At 41.9% G+C, this 17,834-nt stretch carries 17 protein-coding genes and 1 riboswitch; of the genes, 14 read left to right on the top strand and 3 right to left on the bottom strand.

Features of this window, described 5'->3' with window-relative positions; translation table 11 throughout:
• Positions 1 to 27 precede the first annotated feature (27 nt).
• From nfi to nudC, 3 genes are all read right to left on the bottom strand, one after another.
• A complete protein-coding gene (gene nfi, locus ABE954_RS02135) occupies positions 28 to 699 on the bottom strand; it encodes a deoxyribonuclease V (protein WP_048605386.1) in 672 nt (223 codons plus the stop codon).
• 109 nt (positions 700 to 808) lie between these two features.
• Positions 809 to 1,873: a uroporphyrinogen decarboxylase gene (hemE, locus tag ABE954_RS02130; RefSeq protein WP_042849018.1), complete on the bottom strand. Its 1,065-nt coding sequence runs from the start codon at positions 1,871 to 1,873 to the stop codon at positions 809 to 811.
• 92 nt (positions 1,874 to 1,965) lie between these two features.
• Positions 1,966 to 2,757, bottom strand: coding sequence for an NAD(+) diphosphatase (nudC, locus tag ABE954_RS02125; protein WP_371025712.1), 792 nt, complete (start codon positions 2,755 to 2,757; stop codon positions 1,966 to 1,968).
• 243 nt (positions 2,758 to 3,000) lie between these two features.
• On the opposite strand from nudC, the gene ABE954_RS02120 reads away from it, so the two are divergent.
• From ABE954_RS02120 to thiH, 14 genes are all read left to right on the top strand, one after another.
• Positions 3,001 to 4,053, top strand: a complete 1,053-nt coding sequence (locus ABE954_RS02120; protein WP_042849021.1) for an ABC transporter substrate-binding protein — start codon at positions 3,001 to 3,003, stop codon at positions 4,051 to 4,053.
• A gap of 32 nt (positions 4,054 to 4,085) precedes the next feature.
• Positions 4,086 to 4,907: an alkaline phosphatase family protein gene (locus ABE954_RS02115; RefSeq protein ID WP_042849022.1), complete on the top strand. Its 822-nt coding sequence runs from the start codon at positions 4,086 to 4,088 to the stop codon at positions 4,905 to 4,907.
• Positions 4,900 to 5,802: an ABC transporter permease subunit gene (locus ABE954_RS02110; protein WP_042849023.1), complete on the top strand. Its 903-nt coding sequence runs from the start codon at positions 4,900 to 4,902 to the stop codon at positions 5,800 to 5,802. The genes ABE954_RS02115 and ABE954_RS02110 overlap by 8 nt, the downstream gene beginning before the upstream one ends.
• 43 nt (positions 5,803 to 5,845) lie before the next feature.
• Complete coding sequence (locus tag ABE954_RS02105) at positions 5,846 to 6,619, top strand: ABC transporter permease (protein WP_094301225.1); 774 nt, start codon at positions 5,846 to 5,848, stop codon at positions 6,617 to 6,619.
• Positions 6,619 to 7,635 carry an ABC transporter ATP-binding protein gene (locus ABE954_RS02100; protein ID WP_042849026.1) on the top strand — a complete coding sequence of 339 codons (1,017 nt, stop codon included), beginning with the start codon at positions 6,619 to 6,621 and terminating at the stop codon, positions 7,633 to 7,635. The genes ABE954_RS02105 and ABE954_RS02100 overlap by 1 nt, the downstream gene beginning before the upstream one ends.
• Before the next feature lie 18 nt (positions 7,636 to 7,653).
• Positions 7,654 to 8,316 carry an HAD family phosphatase gene (locus ABE954_RS02095; protein ID WP_131680936.1) on the top strand — a complete coding sequence of 221 codons (663 nt, stop codon included), beginning with the start codon at positions 7,654 to 7,656 and terminating at the stop codon, positions 8,314 to 8,316.
• A 210-nt stretch (positions 8,317 to 8,526) separates the two neighbouring features.
• Entirely contained in the window at positions 8,527 to 10,566 is a 2,040-nt protein-coding gene (locus ABE954_RS02090) for a hypothetical protein (RefSeq protein WP_371025711.1), read from the top strand.
• Positions 10,567 to 10,619: 53 nt separating this feature from the next.
• Entirely contained in the window at positions 10,620 to 11,846 is a 1,227-nt protein-coding gene (locus tag ABE954_RS02085) for a hypothetical protein (protein ID WP_131680935.1), read from the top strand.
• A gap of 182 nt (positions 11,847 to 12,028) precedes the next feature.
• Positions 12,029 to 12,141: riboswitch (TPP riboswitch) on the top strand.
• A gap of 141 nt (positions 12,142 to 12,282) precedes the next feature.
• Positions 12,283 to 14,256, top strand: coding sequence for a phosphomethylpyrimidine synthase ThiC (gene thiC / locus ABE954_RS02080; protein ID WP_048605394.1), 1,974 nt, complete (start codon positions 12,283 to 12,285; stop codon positions 14,254 to 14,256).
• Complete coding sequence (gene thiE, locus ABE954_RS02075; protein ID WP_042849031.1) at positions 14,240 to 14,905, top strand: thiamine phosphate synthase; 666 nt, start codon at positions 14,240 to 14,242, stop codon at positions 14,903 to 14,905. Before thiC ends, thiE begins: the two co-directional genes overlap by 17 nt.
• Positions 14,906 to 14,975: 70 nt before the next feature.
• Entirely contained in the window at positions 14,976 to 15,734 is a 759-nt protein-coding gene (locus ABE954_RS02070; RefSeq protein WP_042849032.1) for a HesA/MoeB/ThiF family protein, read from the top strand.
• Positions 15,722 to 15,922: a sulfur carrier protein ThiS gene (gene thiS / locus ABE954_RS02065; RefSeq protein WP_048605395.1), complete on the top strand. Its 201-nt coding sequence runs from the start codon at positions 15,722 to 15,724 to the stop codon at positions 15,920 to 15,922. The genes ABE954_RS02070 and thiS overlap by 13 nt, the downstream gene beginning before the upstream one ends.
• A gap of 2 nt (positions 15,923 to 15,924) precedes the next feature.
• On the top strand, positions 15,925 to 16,695 hold the full coding sequence (locus ABE954_RS02060; protein ID WP_042849034.1) for a thiazole synthase: 771 nt from the start codon (positions 15,925 to 15,927) through the stop codon (positions 16,693 to 16,695).
• Positions 16,692 to 17,813 (top strand): 2-iminoacetate synthase ThiH, encoded by a 1,122-nt coding sequence (gene thiH, locus ABE954_RS02055; protein WP_048605397.1) that lies wholly within the window; start codon positions 16,692 to 16,694, stop codon positions 17,811 to 17,813. The genes ABE954_RS02060 and thiH overlap by 4 nt, the downstream gene beginning before the upstream one ends.
• Positions 17,814 to 17,834 lie beyond the last annotated feature (21 nt).

Genomic DNA, 17,834 nt, shown 5'->3' with positions numbered 1-17,834 from the left:
TGTCAATGCCACATATTTTGCTGATAATTAGCTGATTTTCTCATTCATTCGCTTAAAAAACGTTCGATTTGATGCAATTCCATCAGCAAAACGGGTTGGTTCTGGCAATTTATATCCTCTTAGACACTGCTTAACCCATGTTAATGATGATGAAAAACCTATCTTATGACCTGGCGAAACATACAAGGGTTTGCAGCGTTTCTTGCTACGTAATACCCAACCTAATTGATTTTCACCCATCATTAATGGGCAACAACTTTCAGGCTCTTCACCTAATACAACATCATCACCACATAAACGGCTTTTGGCGACACCAATTGTTGCCACATTTGCTTGTAAGCCAAAGTGACAAGCAACACCAAAACGCCGAGGATGCGCAATCCCTTGGCCGTCAACTAAGACTAATTCAGGTTTGTGCTGTATTTTTCCCCAAGCCGCCATTAACCCAGGTACTTCCCGAAATGAAAGTAACCCCGGGATATAAGGCAATTGGGTAGGGACTCGCGCTATTTGGTACTCAACCAATTCTAATTGTGGCCACGATAAAACAACAATGACGGCTCTCGTGACTGTGCCTTGTTGCTCAAAACCTACATCTGCCCCACCAACCCATTTTGGATGCAACATTTCATCATGCAAAATAATTTGTGAAGCTTGGTCAGTTTGTTGTTGTCGTAATGATTGAGTATCTAGAACCATAATGCGTCCAATGCTTATCGAACTTAATTATTCTTAATCATAGATGATAATGGTGTACTTACAAGGTTCAATAAATACACCACAAATCAAGAACATCAATAAATGATAATTACTGATGGTATTGGCGAGAAAAACGGTGAACTGCGTCCACAAAAGCACCAGCGTGCTCAGGTGGAACATCTTGATGGATGCCATGACCTAAGTTGAATACATGACCCTCACCTTGGCCAAAGCCTGCAAGTATATTTTTCACCTCTTCTTCTATACGAGCAGGGGGAGCATAGAGCATTGATGGGTCCATATTTCCTTGCAGAGCGACCTTATCACCGACACGGCGACGAGCATCGGCAATTTCAGTTGTCCAATCTAGTCCTAAAGCATCGCAGCCTGTTGCCGCCATTTCTTCTAACCATTGACCGCCACCTTTGGTAAATAAGGTAACAGGCACACGGCGACCATCGTTTTCCCTGATCAACCCATCAATAATTTTTTGCATATAGTTTAGGGAGAACTGCAAATAATCACGCTTAGTGAGCACCCCACCCCAAGTATCAAAAATCATGATAGATTGCGCACCAGCTCGAATTTGCGCATTAAGGTATAAAATGACGCTGTCCGCCAGTTTATCCAATAATAAATGTAACGTATTTGGATCTTCATACATCATTTTTTTGATTTTGGTAAAGGCTTTGCTGCTACCACCTTCCACCATATAGGTCGCCAATGTCCAAGGGCTTCCTGAAAAACCAATTAGAGGTACATTACCTTCGAGGGCTTTACGGATGGCACGTACTGCGTCCATCACATAACCTAGTTCCATCTCAGGGTCAGGAATAGGAATATTTTTCACATCTGCCGCACAAGTAATGGGCTTGTGAAAACGAGGGCCTTCGCCAGTTTCAAAATAAAGGCCAAGCCCCATAGCATCGGGGATTGTTAAAATATCAGAAAATAAAATAGCCGCGTCTAATGGAAAACGACGTAATGGTTGTAACGTAACTTCACAAGCCAACTCTGTGTTCTTACACAAAGCAATAAAATCACCAGCTTCAGCACGTGTTGCTTTATATTCAGGCAGGTAACGCCCCGCTTGACGCATCATCCATACAGGGGTTACATCTACAGGCTGACGTAGCAAAGCACGTAGATAGCGGTCATTTTTTAACTCAGTCATTATTTACTCCATTATTATAAGTGGCCGCCGCAAATGGCTAAAAGCGAATATACCTATTGTAACATGTAAAAAGTAACATTATCAGCGCAGTACTATTTACTTATTTCATATTCCTGTTGGCGGCATAGCGCTACCGTGTCTTCAATCAAGCGCCTTGCAATTGTATCCCCCGGAGGGATAAGCGGTAATTCATTGTAATGATACCAATTTGCACTCACTAATTCTTTTGGATCAACTTGGATTTCACCACTTTCATAATCTGCTAAAAACCCCATCATTAATGAATGAGGAAAAGGCCATGGCTGCGAAGATACATAACGAATGTTTTTTATCTTTATATTACTTTCTTCCATGACTTCGCGGGCTACAGCTTCTTCTAATGTTTCTCCCACCTCAACAAAACCAGCAAGTACAGTAAATAATGAGTTTTGTGAGTGTCGTCGGTGCTGGGCTAATAGAATATGATCATCACGGCGGATCCCGACAATAATGCAAGGCGCAATTTGTGGGTAATATCGCTCATGGCAATGGTCGCATAAGCACGCCCATTCGGTGCTACTATGGCGCATCGCGGTACCACAATATCCACAATAACGATGTGAGCGATGAAATTCAGCGAGTTGCACCCCGCGTCCGGCTAAACGAAATAACCCCTCATCTTGGGAAGCGACTAAGCGTGGAGAGGCCATATCCGATGGCATTTTTTCCGCAATTAACCAAACAATTTCACCTTGCCACTCACCAATTGGTGTCGCTATTTTTCCAATTAATGAATAGTCCTTAGCCGTTCCTCTAGGAATATCCCCACGAGGTAGCCATAAGCGACCAGCGAAACAGACGAACCACCAGCCACTTTCTGTTCCTACTAATGTTAATTTATCCATTTTTAGTATCTTTCGTTAATTTGTATATTGATAAAAACGAGACAATTATTCACACAATACACTTCTTTTAAAGAATGTCATTCAAACGTTTGTTTCATCTTTTTTCATCACTAATTTTGACACTTTTTAGACGAACCATTCCATAAAATGTCTAAAAAGTGTCACAAAAAGGTCAACTGTCTGTCACCTGTTAAAATTAGGATGCTAGGTAACCAATACGGCTCCTCAAGAGTGAGAACAAAGATGAAAGCAATTGTACCGGCAATTTTCCTATCACTAACAACCTCCAGCGTGGCATTTGCCTCAGATGCTAACCTAACAGAATTAATCAATGCCGCGAAAAAAGAAGGCCAAGTTTATAGTGTAGGCATGCCTGATACTTGGGCAAATTGGAAAGGCACTTGGCAGGATTTAGCTTCTCAATATGGTTTAAAACACCAAGATACCGATATGAGCTCGGCGCAAGAAATAGCGAAATTTGCTGCTGAGAAAAATAATGCCACTGCCGATATCGGTGATGTGGGCGCAACTTTTGGGCCAGTTGCGGTGTTAAAAGGGGTCACCCAACCCTATAAACCAACTACTTGGTCACAGATCCCCGATTGGGCAAAAGATAAAGATGGTCATTGGGCGTTGGCCTATACCGGCTCCATCGCTTTTATGATTAACAATGAGTTAGTCAAAGATGCACCAAAGAGCTGGGATGATTTGCTAAAAGGTAAATATAAAGTCACCGTTGGTGATGTCGGGATTGCTGCACAAGCAAATAATGCCGTTCTAGCTGCTGCATTTGCTCGTGGTGGTAACGAAAATAACCTAAAACCTGCCATTGAATTTTTTGCCGAACTGGCAAAACAAAAACGTCTATCCGTTAATGACCCAACCGTAGCTAATATTGAAAAAGGTGAAGTCGAAGTTGGGATCTTGTGGGACTTTAATGCCTTGAATTATCGTGATCAGATCAACCGCGATCGCTTTACTGTCGTGATCCCATCTGATGGTTCTGTGATTTCCGGCTACACCACTATTATTAATAAATACGCGAAAAACCCAAATGCAGCAAAACTAGCCCGTGAGTTTATTTTCAGTGATAAAGGGCAAATTAACCTTGCCGAAGGCTACGCTCGCCCAATTCGCGCACAATATCTAACTTTACCAGCAGATATTCAAGCTAAGTTACTACCAGAAGAACAATACAAAAATGTTCAGCCAATCAAAGATGCTGATGGTTGGGAAAAATCCTCTCGCAATTTACCGAAAATGTGGCAACAGCAAGTGCTAATCCACCAGCAGTAATCTAATCACTTGATTTTAGGAATAAAAGTCTGATGTCTGATAAAGTCATACTTGTTGTCCTAGACGGTTTAAATTATTCAGTAGCCCATCATTGCATGGGCTATCTCAATGGTCTTATCAAAGCCGACAGCGCAACACTATACAAGTTGGAATGCGAACTCCCTTCAATGTCCCGCCCACTGTACGAATGTATTTTAACGGGAGTTCCCCCCGTTAAAAGCGGTATTGTGAATAATGATATCGTACGGTTATCAAATTTCGATAGTATTTTCTCCCTCGCTCGTCTTGCTGGTAAAACTACGGCGGCAGCAGCTTATTACTGGGTTAGTGAACTATATAACCGAGCACCATTCGTTGCTGTTCGTGACCGCTTTACTCAAAATGAATTGCTACCTATTCAATATGGCTGTTTTTACCAAGCAGACCATTACCCTGATGACCACTTATTTATGGATGCCGAGTATCTTCGCAACCAATTTTCCCCTGATTTTTTATTAATTCATCCAATGAATATTGATGATACTGGGCATAAATTTGGTTTTGATTCTTCTCAATATCGCAATGCAGCACGTCATGCGGATATCATCCTGTCAAATTATATTCCCGAGTGGATCAAGCACGGTTATCAAATCCTCATTACTAGCGATCATGGTATGAATAACGACCGCAGCCATGGTGGCACGTTACCAGAAGAATGCTCAGTACCACTGTTTGTTATTGGTTCAAAATTTTCACACCAACCTTGTGATATAGAACAAACTGCCATCTGTGGCACTGTTTGCCGTTTACTTGGCGTGGACCCTATCGATAAATCAGTTTGTGAATCCCTATTACAAGGAGAAAATCATGGCTGATATTATCGCCCCCTGTGAGCAGGCTAACCAACAACAGGGAAAAATAGCCATGTTAAAAAAACGATTATCTCGTTTTCATTGGCATGCCTCACTATTACTACTGCCATTTATCATACTATTTTGCTTATTCCAGATAGCCCCTATGGTTTGGGTACTAGTGAATAGTTTTATTTATGAAGAAACTTGGTCACTAGGTAACTATCTCGAAGCCTTTAGTAATGACTTTTATCTGCAAGCTTTCGAAAATACCTTATGGCTTTCTGTCATTTGTAGCGTGATAGGCTTATTTATCGCCAGTATAACCGCCTTTTCCATCTATAAAATGCAGGGAAAAGTACGCCGGATTATGATTTCTTTCACCACTATGGCAAGTAACTTTAGTGGTGTCCCACTTGCCTTCGCCTTTATTATTATTCTGGGATTTAATGGCGCTATCACTCTACAACTTAAAGCATGGGGGATTATTGAAGACTTCAATATTTACAGTGCGAGTGGCTTGATGCTGCTGTATATCTATTTCCAAATCCCATTAGGTATTTTATTACTTTATCCTGCATTTGATGCTTTAAAACCTGAATGGGAAGATGCCGCAAAAACGATGGGCGCCAGTAAGCTAACATACTGGCTAAAAGTTGCGATTCCGGTGCTTTCTCCCGCTTTACTTGGCACATTTATTATTTTGATTGCGAACGCGATGGGGGCATATGCCAGTACTTATGCACTGACAAGTGGTAATTACAACCTTGTGACTATTCGTATCGCCAGTTTAGTCTCTGGCGATTTGTTCTTAGAACCCAATATGGCCGCTGCATTATCTATGTTGCTTATTACTATTTTGGGGTTCATTACTGCAATCCATCACTGGTTAATAAAACGGAGCTACCATGCAAAGTAACTCTGCTATTGGCTCTGCTAACATACATAATCCCCATTCCAAAATGTGGGTTCATAAACTGATATTAATTAGTGTTGCTAGTCTACTAGCCCTACCTATATTAGCGACTTTTCTTTACTCAATTGCCAGTTCATGGGGCGCAACGGTGCTACCCGATGCTCTATCCATAAAATGGTATCTGCAATTGTGGCAAGACCCGCGCTTTTTAATGGCGTTTGGTCGCTCACTCATTATTTGTTTTGGCACATTGCTAGTAAGTACGCTAGTCATTTTACCGATGACTTTCGCGGTATTTTATCGTTTTCCAAAACTCAAAGGTTTAATGGATTTATTGGTCATTTTACCTTTTGCTATTCCTCCCGTGGTGTCCTCTGTCGGTTTACTGCAAATTTTTGCGGATGAGCCATTTATGATAGTCGGCACACCGTGGGTCCTCATTGGTACCTATTTCACTATCACTTTACCTTTTATGTATCGGGCACTCGCCAATAGCTTCCAAGGTATTCATTTACATGACTTAATGGATGCGGCTCATTTACTTGGTGCCAGTAGTTTTAAAGCGTTCATGATGATAGTGCTACCTAATATTCGTAAAGGTATGTTGGTTTCATTATTAATTTCATTTTCTTTTTTAATGGGTGAGTTTGTGTTTGCCAATATTTTGGTGGGAACACGCTATGAAACCTTGCAAATCTACCTTTTCAATATGCGCCAAACGAGTGGGCATTTCACTTCTGCACTCGTGATGTCTTATTTTCTGTTTACATTATTGCTGACATGGTTAGCAATGCGGTTAAATCGTTCAGGAGATGAATGATGAGTTATGTTATTGCTGATAATTTAACGAAGTCCTTTGGTTCAAACAATGTATTTTCTGATATCCAATTTACGATTGAAAAAGGCGAGTTTATTACTTTATTAGGGCCTAGTGGCTGCGGGAAGTCGACACTGTTACGTTGCATTGCAGGGCTTGAACAGCTCAACCATGGTGAACTTTACATTAATCGTAAAAATGTTACACAACAAGCTGCACAACAGCGTGGTGTCGGAATGGTATTTCAAAGTTATGCTTTATTCCCCAATATGACTGTGGCTGAAAATATTTCGTTTGGTTTAAAAATGCGTAAGGTCGATAGTAACGATAGAGTCAAAGCCGTTGCTGAGGTAATTGAAATGGTGGAATTACAAGGCAAAGAACAGCAATATCCACATCAATTATCTGGAGGTCAGCGCCAACGCGTTGCCTTAGCGAGAGCCTTGGTCATGAAGCCACAAATTTTGTTACTTGATGAGCCATTATCTGCACTTGATGCACGTATTCGTAAGCGTTTACGCCAACAAATTCGCCATATTCAGCGTGAATTAGGTTTAACCACCATTTTTGTTACCCACGATCAAGATGAAGCCATGATCATGTCAGACCGAATTTTTCTGATGAATAAAGGGCAAATAGTACAAAGTGATAGCGCAGAAAATATTTATACTCAGCCAGCTAACGAGTTTGTTGCTCGCTTTATGGGTCATTACAACCTTGTTGATTCGGAAAAAGCAAATGCAATACTAGGCCTTAACTTGCAAGGGTTACTCGCGATTCGACCTGAGTCGATTTATGTCAAAGAATCGGGTCGTCAATACGGTGAACATATATCGCACCCTGTTGATGCTATTATTGTAGATCACCAATTACTGGGGAATATTATTCGTTATAATGTAAATACGCCTGTCGGGGTCATGACTGTCGATTTACTCAATCGCTCATCAGAGCGTTTATTCGAGCCAGGTACTCACCTTGAATTAATGTTTAATAAAAACGAAATTCGCGCACTTAGCTAATAATTAGATAGGAATATAATGCAAAACCAATTAGCCATTTTCGACTTGGATGATACCTTAATTCAAGGAGATAGCAGCGTACTGTGGACACAATATCTGTGGGATAAGCAAATTATCCGCGACCCACAATTTGTAGAAGCAGATAAAGCCATGATGGCGCAATATAATGCAGGCACATTAGATATGCCAACTTACTTACGCTTTAACCTACAAACTCTCGCCAATGTAAAAGTTGAGCAAGTAGATATCTGGTTGGACGATTTTGTACAAACCGTGATTTTACCGCGGATCTACCCTGAAGCGATTAGAACGATCGCAAATTATCGAGCGAAAGGTTTGCCAATTATTGTGATCTCCGCAACGGTGGCCTTTATCGTGAAAAAAATTGCAGATCAATTAAATGCAGATGTCGCAATGGGGATCGATATCAAACAAAAAGATGGCTGCTACACCAGAGAGATTGACGGCGTTCCAACCTTTAAAGAGGGCAAAGTCAAACGCCTGTTAGCTTGGGTTCGCCACCAGCTAATTACTGATGCCTACATTTATTTCTATACTGACTCAGCTAATGACCTGCCAATGTGCCAATTTGCTGACGAAACCTTTATCGTCAACGGTGACTCTCGTTTGCAACAAGCTGCTACGGAATATAACTGGCCACAATATACTTGGCACTTATGACTTATAAAAAATAACCCCTTGGGAATAGTGTTAGAGACTCTAAAATATAACGAGTATGATATGCAGACTGTACAACTTTCATTTTACTCACACTATTTCCTGTATCAGATCAGAATCTAATTACAGAAAATTTGTTCTGCCTTTTCGAAAGAAATAGCTTTTCCGCTAATAGACAATGTCCTCCTATTCACAATACCCATTGAGGACAAAATGCCAAATATTAACAACACTCACTTACTACATGCCAATACTGACTATATTATTGCATTAGCGCAGGCAGATACTGATGATGGTATTAAGAATTTTTTTATTGATAACCATACAAATACGGCTTATCAATTAGTTTCATTGAAAAACCGTGAAATCCAGTTTCATCAAACAGCCCCATCAATATTAGATATCTTAAAAAAAAATGGTTCTCTTCTAGCAAACAGGATGGTTCACGTTAACCTTTCAGAATTAATTCAAGGTATTAATTTAACGGGTAATTCAAGCTTAACTACAAACCCAAATTTCACGAAATTAATTCTTAGCCAATATAATACTGTTATTACACAGCCCAATAGATTCAAAGCTATCTCTGAATTAAGTCAAGTTGAAAAAAACCAATACCAACAACTCACAAGATCAACTGATACCGCACAACTCCGAGCCGCTTTACTCTCGCTCATTGATGATGAGGTAAAAGGTGAGCTGAATATAATGGCCAAAGAATGGGGGATGTATGGCATGTCTGCTTGTGAAGTTGATAAGAAAAGCTATGCCCTATTCAAGGAATTCTATGACGAAAAAATGAAGGAACATGCCGTCTGTAAGGATGACTACAAAAAACTCGACTTTGCTACCCAAAACATCAAAACCGCCATTACAGACCCCCGCTGCCTTAATGCTAAATTAACCCCACTTCAAATATTCAAAGCAGCCTATCAGTTAGGTGATATTCCTGCCGTTTCTAACTTTCGTTTTATGTTCAACCCTGCAAGTAAAGACGATGGCAAATACCGCGAGTGGATGTATCACTTTGATAATAGTAATTATGCTGCTGAATTTAAGCTGATCACCACGCGCACTGCAAATAGCCTTGAAGCAAATACCGAACAATGCTTAGCCGCATTTCCATATGATACAGAAAGTACAATCCGCTTTACGAAAAACGAAGCCGCCACCAAATTCCCAACAATGGACAACCTACAGCATGAGTTTAGCCATGTTCCAGGTGCGCACTATACTGTTATTCGCAACCCCAATAATACAACACCGATTGAAACTGGCATTCGCACTGAAATGATTGTCCACCACCGTTCTGCTAGCGGTCAAAATGAAACCCAATCACGAGATGCTGAATTGATGACATTTCATGGTACAGAACGCTGCCAACCTTTTCTTTCAATACAAGAGCTTGCGAGTGCACCACACCTGACATCACTACAACGCTTTGTATTAGGTGGATTCATTGATACTGACCCCAACGAATTTATTGACAAGTTAAGGGAGGAAAAAGAGACCTTAAATGCACAAGTCAAACAAAGCATTCAACATCAGCATTTCGTCCCTTTAGATAACATTACTGTTGCTAAATTCAGTGAACAAGGCATACAAGTCACTAATCAATCATTATTTAATAAACAAGTGTCAACCTATGATAATTTACCCGAAGTATTAGATAAAATTCCCAAACTGAAACTTGACCACCCATTAACTGAGCAACAAAAAACGGTTCTCGCGATAGTCCCTTTGCTAATGAATTACGACCAAAATGCAGAACTGAAACCTGACTGTTCTGAAAATAAAGCGTTTCCCGCAAGAACACAGCTAAGAGAGCGCACTAAAGAAGCTTTTACAAAACCGCTCCTACGTGACCTACCTAATATAACGTTTCACGATCCCGCCGATCACTTAATCGCGAATCAACATATTATTCAGTTGGCCAAAGATATTCAGCAGTTTTACCAAGATGTGGTTCAATCCCTGACGATATCCAATACCGAGCCAAAACAAATTGCCTTATATGAAAGCCGAGCGGCACTAGCGGAAGAATATATCGGCCAGTTTGATAAACGAGCGACATACCCTGAGACTCATCAGGTATTAGCATTATTTACTTATTATATGATTGAAGATTTAAAATCAGATTCTGAGCTTCAACGTAACAACCAAGCGCTATTCCATAAAATTGAAGCCCAACAGCGCCCTTTATTACAACATTTTGCCAGTCACCGCTTACTCAACGACATGCTCTCGGATGGCTAATGCAAGTCAAGCCCTCAGCCGACCCAATGATGTAATATAGGAAATACATTAATATGATGAACCATGATTACCGTACGATGATTGCCCAGTTTACAAGTCTTCCCCCAGATAATACCCAGCCATACACGGCTAGGCTCTCCATTGAGAGACCTTCTAGTGAATATATTAAATTAGATGCTGTACCCGGAAGCAGTTCGAGTAGTATAGAAAAAATGACACATCCATTAGCGGGGAGCCATAAATCGACAGAGATGTCCCCCTATATGATATCGTTACTCGGCGACCAAGCAAGCTTACGCTTTGCTGAAAAAGTGTTTCAATCGCCAAAACAGCGCCTGTTCGACCAATGGGGAATAGATAATACATGCCAAAGCTATACTGATAAATGTACTCAGCTAGATACCATTGTTCGTTTTTACTTTCGTGATCAACAGTCACAATTAAAAAAGATTGAGCTAAATGGCCAACCATTTATTGAACAACAGCCAACCAAACCTTATTTTCTTGGTCAGAAAGTTATAACCCCTGATTTTACAATCCATAGAGCACAAGAACAGCAACAGAAAAACACGTTATTACAGAGTAAAACGCGTGATGATTGTGCCTTATACTTTAATAAACAGCCTATCCTTGATCTGCAAACCTATAATGATCAGGTATACAAGCAAGAATCCCAAATACGTCAGGGTAATAATTTTTTAAATGAAGCTAAGTATTTTATTCCTATGGTGGAATACCTGACTCATTTTGGTCAAATAAAAGATCTCTTAGTACAAAATTCGCTAGAGTGTAGTAGTGACGAAAATACCCCTCATTTTCAATTTATTCCGCATGATGTGAAGTTACCGCTGTTACAGCAAAAAACATTGCCCTCTGACAATGAAAAATATAAATGGGTGGATTGGTTTTTACCAACGCTATGCATTGAAATGGATAGCGCAAAAGTTGACTGGCAGGAACAGACCTTATTAATCCAAGACTTTTGCCAAAAATTATCAGGCGAAAAACATATTAGTACGACATCAGTGTTCCAACATTTGGGGGATAGGCAAGTCAATATGTATTTAATATTCAAAAACGATGAATCTCGACTCACGCCAGAGCAACTTAAGCAATCACCGGGCTGGCTTGAATCCTGTGGGGTATTTATTACGGATACGCCAAAAGCAACATTATTTACTCATCAAGGCGCAGAACAATACTACGCACCTTATGGTGAGCTAGAAATAGATAAGCAACAAATATTGGCTGCCCTTGAACAACATATTAATTATAACTGACCACTTACTTTAGACTTGGTTCCTCTAAACCAACCACTATCCACTTCCTCTAAATTATTCAAGTAAGAAGCAGGCGGCAAGCGAGGGTATTCCAAGGAGCATACATCAGCATGTGACTTGGATAGCCGAGTGCAGCCAACGCACTTATCGCTTGAAGAATGACGAGGAAGGCTTATACTGATTAATTCTTGTCGGAGTGCCTAGTATGTGAAAACATCAGGCTGAGACCGTTAATTCGGGATCCGCGGAACCTGATCGGGTTAATACCCGCGAAGGGAACAAGAGTAATCATTTAGCGCAATTATCACTGCCTTGTAAGGTGATAAATTAGCCGCAATATCTTTTTATTACTCCTCCGAACTCCTGACAAGCAACTTTCTTTCGATAAACCCGCTACACAAAACTGTGATAGCCGAGACAATGTCAGGAAATTGCTATGTCCAATAATACACAACAAAACGTCATCCCTACTGCAGACTTATCGCCACAAGCGGCACCGGCACGTACACGTAAAGCTCAAAGAGATGCAGCAGAAAACTTTATTAATACAGTTTCTGGTGTATCATTCCCTAACTCTAAACGCATTTATTTACAAGGTTCTAGAGAAGATATCCAAGTCCCTATGAGAGAAATTCAACTCTCTCAAACTTTAATTGGGGGTGATAAAGACAACCCACAATTTGAAGATAACGAACCTGTTCCTATCTATGACACTTCTGGCCCATACGGCGACCCAACTTCTGAGTTAAATGTCCACATAGGCTTAAAAAAAATTCGAGCCCCTTGGATAAACGAACGAGCAGATACCATTACCGTAGAAAGCTTAAGCTCAGACTTCACACAACAACGCTTAGCAGATGCAGGCCTTGACCATCTCCGCTTTAACAACCGCCCTAAACCATTAAAAGCGCAAAATAATAAATGTGTAACCCAATTACATTATGCGCGCAAAGGGATAATTACCCCAGAAATGGAGTTTATCGCTATCCGTGAAAATATGGGCCGCGAACGTATTCGCGGCGAAGTGTTATTACAACAACACCCTGGACAGGCTTTTGGGGCAAATTTGCCCGAAAATATTACACCTGAGTTTGTCCGCCAAGAAGTGGCGGCTGGTCGAGCAATTATTCCTGCGAATATTAACCACCCAGAATCTGAACCCATGATAATCGGTCGCAACTTCTTAGTTAAAGTGAATGCGAATATCGGTAACTCATCCGTGACTTCATCTATCGAAGAAGAGGTGGAAAAACTGATTTGGTCAACCCGCTGGGGGGCTGATACCGTTATGGACTTATCAACTGGGCGTTATATTCACGAAACTCGCGAATGGATTTTACGCAATAGCCCTGTGCCTATCGGGACGGTTCCTATTTATCAAGCGCTCGAAAAAGTAAATGGTGTAGCTGAAAACCTAACTTGGGAAATGTTCCGCGATACCCTGCTAGAGCAAGCCGAACAAGGTGTTGACTACTTTACCATCCATGCGGGAGTGCTACTACGTTATGTACCAATGACGGCTAAACGCCTTACGGGAATTGTCTCTCGCGGTGGCTCTATCATGGCAAAATGGTGCTTATCTCATCACCAAGAAAACTTCCTATACGAAAACTTCCGCGAAATCTGTGAAATTTGTGCCGCTTATGACGTTTCCTTGTCATTAGGCGATGGCTTACGTCCAGGATCAATCCAAGATGCGAACGACGAAGCACAATTTGCTGAACTTCATACCCTTGGCGAGCTGACCAAAATTGCATGGGAATATGACGTCCAAGTAATGATCGAAGGCCCAGGTCACGTCCCGATGCAAATGATCCGCCGCAACATGACGGAAGAATTGGAACATTGTCACGAAGCCCCATTCTATACCTTAGGGCCACTCACGACAGATATAGCTCCGGGTTACGACCACTTTACCTCGGGTATTGGTGCAGCAATGATCGGCTGGTTTGGCTGTGCGATGCTTTGTTATGTAACACCTAAAGAACACTTAGGATTGCCTAATAAAGACGATGTAAAACAAGGGCTAATCACCTATAAAATTGCCGCCCATGCCGCTGACCTTGCCAAAGGCCATCCCGGAGCACAAATTCGAGATAACGCCATGTCTAAAGCGCGTTTCGAATTCCGTTGGGAAGACCAATTCAATTTAGCACTTGACCCTGAAACCGCACGCAAATACCACGATGAAACCTTGCCACAAGCATCTGGAAAAATTGCGCATTTCTGTTCAATGTGTGGGCCGAAATTCTGCTCAATGAAGATTTCCCAAGAGGTCCGCGACTATGCTGCTAAAAAAGAAGCTGGCATGGAACAAATGTCCGAAGCATTTCGCGCACATGGCAGTGAGCTTTACCATGGTGCTGAAATCGTCAATGCAGAGGTGACTAATAATGAAAAAATCGCCTAGCGCTGTCACTATTCCTAGTACACCTTTTCCAGCTACCGAAAAATACCTCGGGCTTTATCCTGTTGTCGATTCGGTTGAATGGATTGAACGCCTGCTCAATGCAGGTGTTTCCACCATCCAATTGCGCATCAAAGATAAAACTGATGAAGAAGTACGCGATGATATTCAACAAGCAATTGCCTTAGGGAAAAAGCATAACGCCCGGTTATTTATCAATGATTACTGGCAATTAGCCGTTGAATTAGGAGCCTACGGCGTACACTTAGGCCAAGAAGACTTAGAAACCACGGACTTATTGGCAATTCATCAAGCAGGCCTTCGATTAGGCATTTCAACCCATGATGAACATGAACTCACCATCGCAAAATCAGTGCGCCCTTCCTATATTGCGATGGGACATATATTTCCAACACAGACCAAAGAGATGCCATCTTCCCCTCAAGGATTGGAAACATTAAGGCAAATGGTTGCTGCAACACCTGACTACCCAACCGTCGCAATCGGGGGAATTTCTATCGACAGAGTTCCTGCAGTGCTTGCAACCGGCGTCGGTAGTGTTGCCCTCGTGAGCGCAATTACGCTGGCTGACGATTGGTTAGCCGCAACACAGACACTGTTAGATTTAGTTGAAAACAAGCGTTTATATTAATACTTGATAATCATGGAGTTATTGCGATTTTTCGTAATTTCTCCATGATGATAACTCGAAAGGATCTATCATGTTGAGTGACCAAGAATTTATGCGTTACAGCCGCCAGCTCTTACTCGAAGATATCAGCCCTGAAGGTCAGCAAAAGCTCAAAAATAGCAAAGTGCTGATTGTTGGATTAGGGGGATTAGGTTCACCTGCCTCTCTCTATTTAACTGGGGCTGGTGTAGGAGAACTATGGCTAGCCGACCATGATGACTTACATGTATCTAATTTACAAAGGCAGGTTTTATACGATAGTGACGATATTTCGCTATCAAAAGCTCAGTTAGCAGCCAATAGACTCAACCAGCTCAATCCGCTGGTAAAAACACATGTCATAGCCCAACAACTTGATGTTAAAAGCTTAATTCCATTAGCTGAGCAAGTCGATCTTGTCCTTGATTGTTGTGACAATATGGCGACCCGCCATGCAGTCAATGCCGCCTGTGTTATGACAAGTACTCCTCTCGTTAGTGGTAGTGCTGTTGGGTTTGGTGGGCAACTGATGGTGCTCGAACCGCCATTTCGTTCAGGCTGTTATGCATGCCTCTACCCTGAACAAAGCGAACCGGAACGTAACTGCCGCACCGCCGGTGTCCTAGGCCCTGTCGTCGGTGTTATTGGCACATTACAAGCATTAGAAGCCATAAAACTCCTTGTCGGCCTTCCTTCCTCTTTGAGCGGTAAGTTGCGGTTATTCGATGGCAAGCAGCAGCTCTGGAACACATTGCAACTCTCTCCATCCTCGCAATGCCCAATCTGTAGGGAGGAAATATGCATATCATAATTAACGACCAACCCATGGATTTTGATGCACCGCTTACGGTCAATCAATTGTTTGCCGCTCTTCAACGACAAACAGCAGGAACCGCACTTGCCATTAACCAAGTGATTATTCCTAAAAGTCAGTGGGATTCTCATGTCATCAATGACCAAGACAATATCTTGTTATTTCAAGCTATCGCTGGGGGCTAATGATGTTAAAAATTGCAGATTTTACTTTTCAATCACGTCTGTTTACTGGAACAGGCAAATTTGCCAGCGCGAGCCTGATGCAAGATGCTATTCAAGCCTCAGGGAGCCAATTAGTGACTATGGCAATGAAACGTATTGATTTACGTGGAAAAAATGATGGTATCTTACAGCCACTTCAAGAACTTGGCGTAAAACTATTACCCAATACCTCTGGAGCAAAAAACGCACAGGAAGCCATTTTTGCCGCACAACTCGCCCGTGAAGCATTAGGCACTAACTGGGTTAAACTCGAAATTCACCCTGATATGCGTTATTTGCTACCAGACCCAATTGAGACCTTATTGGCCGCAGAACAATTAGTTAAAGAAGGCTTCGTCGTTCTACCTTATTGCAGTGCAGATCCCGTACTTTGCCGACGCCTTGAAGAAGTCGGTTGTGCTGCAGTTATGCCGCTAGGTGCACCTATTGGCACCAATAAAGGCTTAGCTACGAAAGAAATGTTACGCATTATTATCGAACAAGCTACTGTGCCTGTTGTAGTAGATGCAGGGATTGGTGCTCCCAGCCATGCGGCAGAAGCTATCGAAATGGGGGCCGACGCGGTCTTAGTCAATACGGCAATTGCTGTCGCTAAACAGCCGGTCTTAATGGCAAAAGCCTTCAAGCTCGCCGTCGAAGCCGCTGAACTTGCTTACCAAAGCGGGTTAGCTGCGCCTCAACAACAGGCTCAAGCATCTAGCCCATTAACTAGTTTCTTGGGAGCATTATCATGATCCCGAGTTTCAAAGAACGCTTAGAAACACTGAATTGGGATGATATTACACTGCGTATTAACAGCAAAACGTCTCATGATGTGGAACGGGCTTTAGCCAATGATATGCTCACACTCGACGACTTTATGGCATTGCTATCGCCTGCTGCGCAGCCTTTCATTGAAACGATGGCGCAAAGAGCACAAATGCTGACTCGTCAACGCTTCGGCCATGCAGTTGGGTTTTACGTCCCACTTTATTTATCGAATTTATGTGCAAATGACTGTACTTATTGTGGTTTTTCAATGAGTAATAAAATAAAGCGTAAAACCTTAAATGATAATGAGATAATTAATGAATGCGAAACCATCCGTAAAATTGGCTTTGATAGCTTATTATTAGTCACAGGTGAGCACCAAAATAAAGTCGGAATGGATTATTTTCGTCATACACTCCCAATTATTCGCCAATACTTTAGCTCGTTAATGATGGAAGTACAGCCATTGCACACTGACGAATATAAGGAATTGAAATCATTGGGGCTTGACGGGGTAATGGTCTACCAAGAAACCTACCATGAACCGACCTACCAATTACATCACCTAAAAGGTAAAAAACAGGATTTTCACTGGCGTTTAGCAACACCTGAGCGCTTAGGGGAAGCGGGTATTGATAAAATTGGCTTGGGCGCTTTGATTGGTTTATCAAATAGTTGGCGTACTGACTGTTATATGGTGGCTGAGCATCTACTGTATTTACAACAATATTACTGGCAGAGCCGCTATTCTATCTCATTTCCACGCTTACGCCCTTGTGCGGGGGGAGTAGTCCCAGCATCGATTATGAATGAAGCGGAACTCGTCCAGCTTATCTGCGCCTTTCGCATCCTTGCGCCCAATGTAGAGCTATCACTTTCTACACGTGAATCCCCCTACTTCCGTGACCATGTTGTGCCTCTCGCAATTAATAACATAAGTGCTGGCTCGAAAACCCAGCCGGGTGGATATGCGGATACCAAAGAAGAATTGGAACAATTTTCGCCAAATGATAATCGCAGTGCAGCACAAGTCGCAGACGTACTTGTTAAAGCAGGGTTACAACCTGTTTGGAAAGATTGGGATGGTTATTTAGGACGCTAAGTATCATCAGTATTAATGGAA

This window comes from Providencia sp. TYF-12 (genome assembly GCF_041344805.1).
Classification (GTDB): Bacteria; Pseudomonadota; Gammaproteobacteria; order Enterobacterales; family Enterobacteriaceae; genus Providencia; species Providencia huashanensis.
Note: the sequence above shows the minus strand (reverse complement) of the source record. Positions and strands in the feature narration are given on the sequence as shown.

Coding starts and splice junctions, on each gene's coding strand:
- nfi (WP_048605386.1), bottom strand. CDS start 699: ATGGTTCTAGATACTCAATCATTACGACAACAACAAACTGACCAAGCT.
- hemE (WP_042849018.1), bottom strand. CDS start 1,873: ATGACTGAGTTAAAAAATGACCGCTATCTACGTGCTTTGCTACGTCAG.
- nudC (WP_371025712.1), bottom strand. CDS start 2,757: ATGGATAAATTAACATTAGTAGGAACAGAAAGTGGCTGGTGGTTCGTC.
- ABE954_RS02120 (WP_042849021.1), top strand. CDS start 3,001: ATGAAAGCAATTGTACCGGCAATTTTCCTATCACTAACAACCTCCAGC.
- ABE954_RS02115 (WP_042849022.1), top strand. CDS start 4,086: ATGTCTGATAAAGTCATACTTGTTGTCCTAGACGGTTTAAATTATTCA.
- ABE954_RS02110 (WP_042849023.1), top strand. CDS start 4,900: ATGGCTGATATTATCGCCCCCTGTGAGCAGGCTAACCAACAACAGGGA.
- ABE954_RS02105 (WP_094301225.1), top strand. CDS start 5,846: ATGTGGGTTCATAAACTGATATTAATTAGTGTTGCTAGTCTACTAGCC.
- ABE954_RS02100 (WP_042849026.1), top strand. CDS start 6,619: ATGAGTTATGTTATTGCTGATAATTTAACGAAGTCCTTTGGTTCAAAC.
- ABE954_RS02095 (WP_131680936.1), top strand. CDS start 7,654: ATGCAAAACCAATTAGCCATTTTCGACTTGGATGATACCTTAATTCAA.
- ABE954_RS02090 (WP_371025711.1), top strand. CDS start 8,527: ATGCCAAATATTAACAACACTCACTTACTACATGCCAATACTGACTAT.
- ABE954_RS02085 (WP_131680935.1), top strand. CDS start 10,620: ATGATGAACCATGATTACCGTACGATGATTGCCCAGTTTACAAGTCTT.
- thiC (WP_048605394.1), top strand. CDS start 12,283: ATGTCCAATAATACACAACAAAACGTCATCCCTACTGCAGACTTATCG.
- thiE (WP_042849031.1), top strand. CDS start 14,240: ATGAAAAAATCGCCTAGCGCTGTCACTATTCCTAGTACACCTTTTCCA.
- ABE954_RS02070 (WP_042849032.1), top strand. CDS start 14,976: ATGTTGAGTGACCAAGAATTTATGCGTTACAGCCGCCAGCTCTTACTC.
- thiS (WP_048605395.1), top strand. CDS start 15,722: ATGCATATCATAATTAACGACCAACCCATGGATTTTGATGCACCGCTT.
- ABE954_RS02060 (WP_042849034.1), top strand. CDS start 15,925: ATGTTAAAAATTGCAGATTTTACTTTTCAATCACGTCTGTTTACTGGA.
- thiH (WP_048605397.1), top strand. CDS start 16,692: ATGATCCCGAGTTTCAAAGAACGCTTAGAAACACTGAATTGGGATGAT.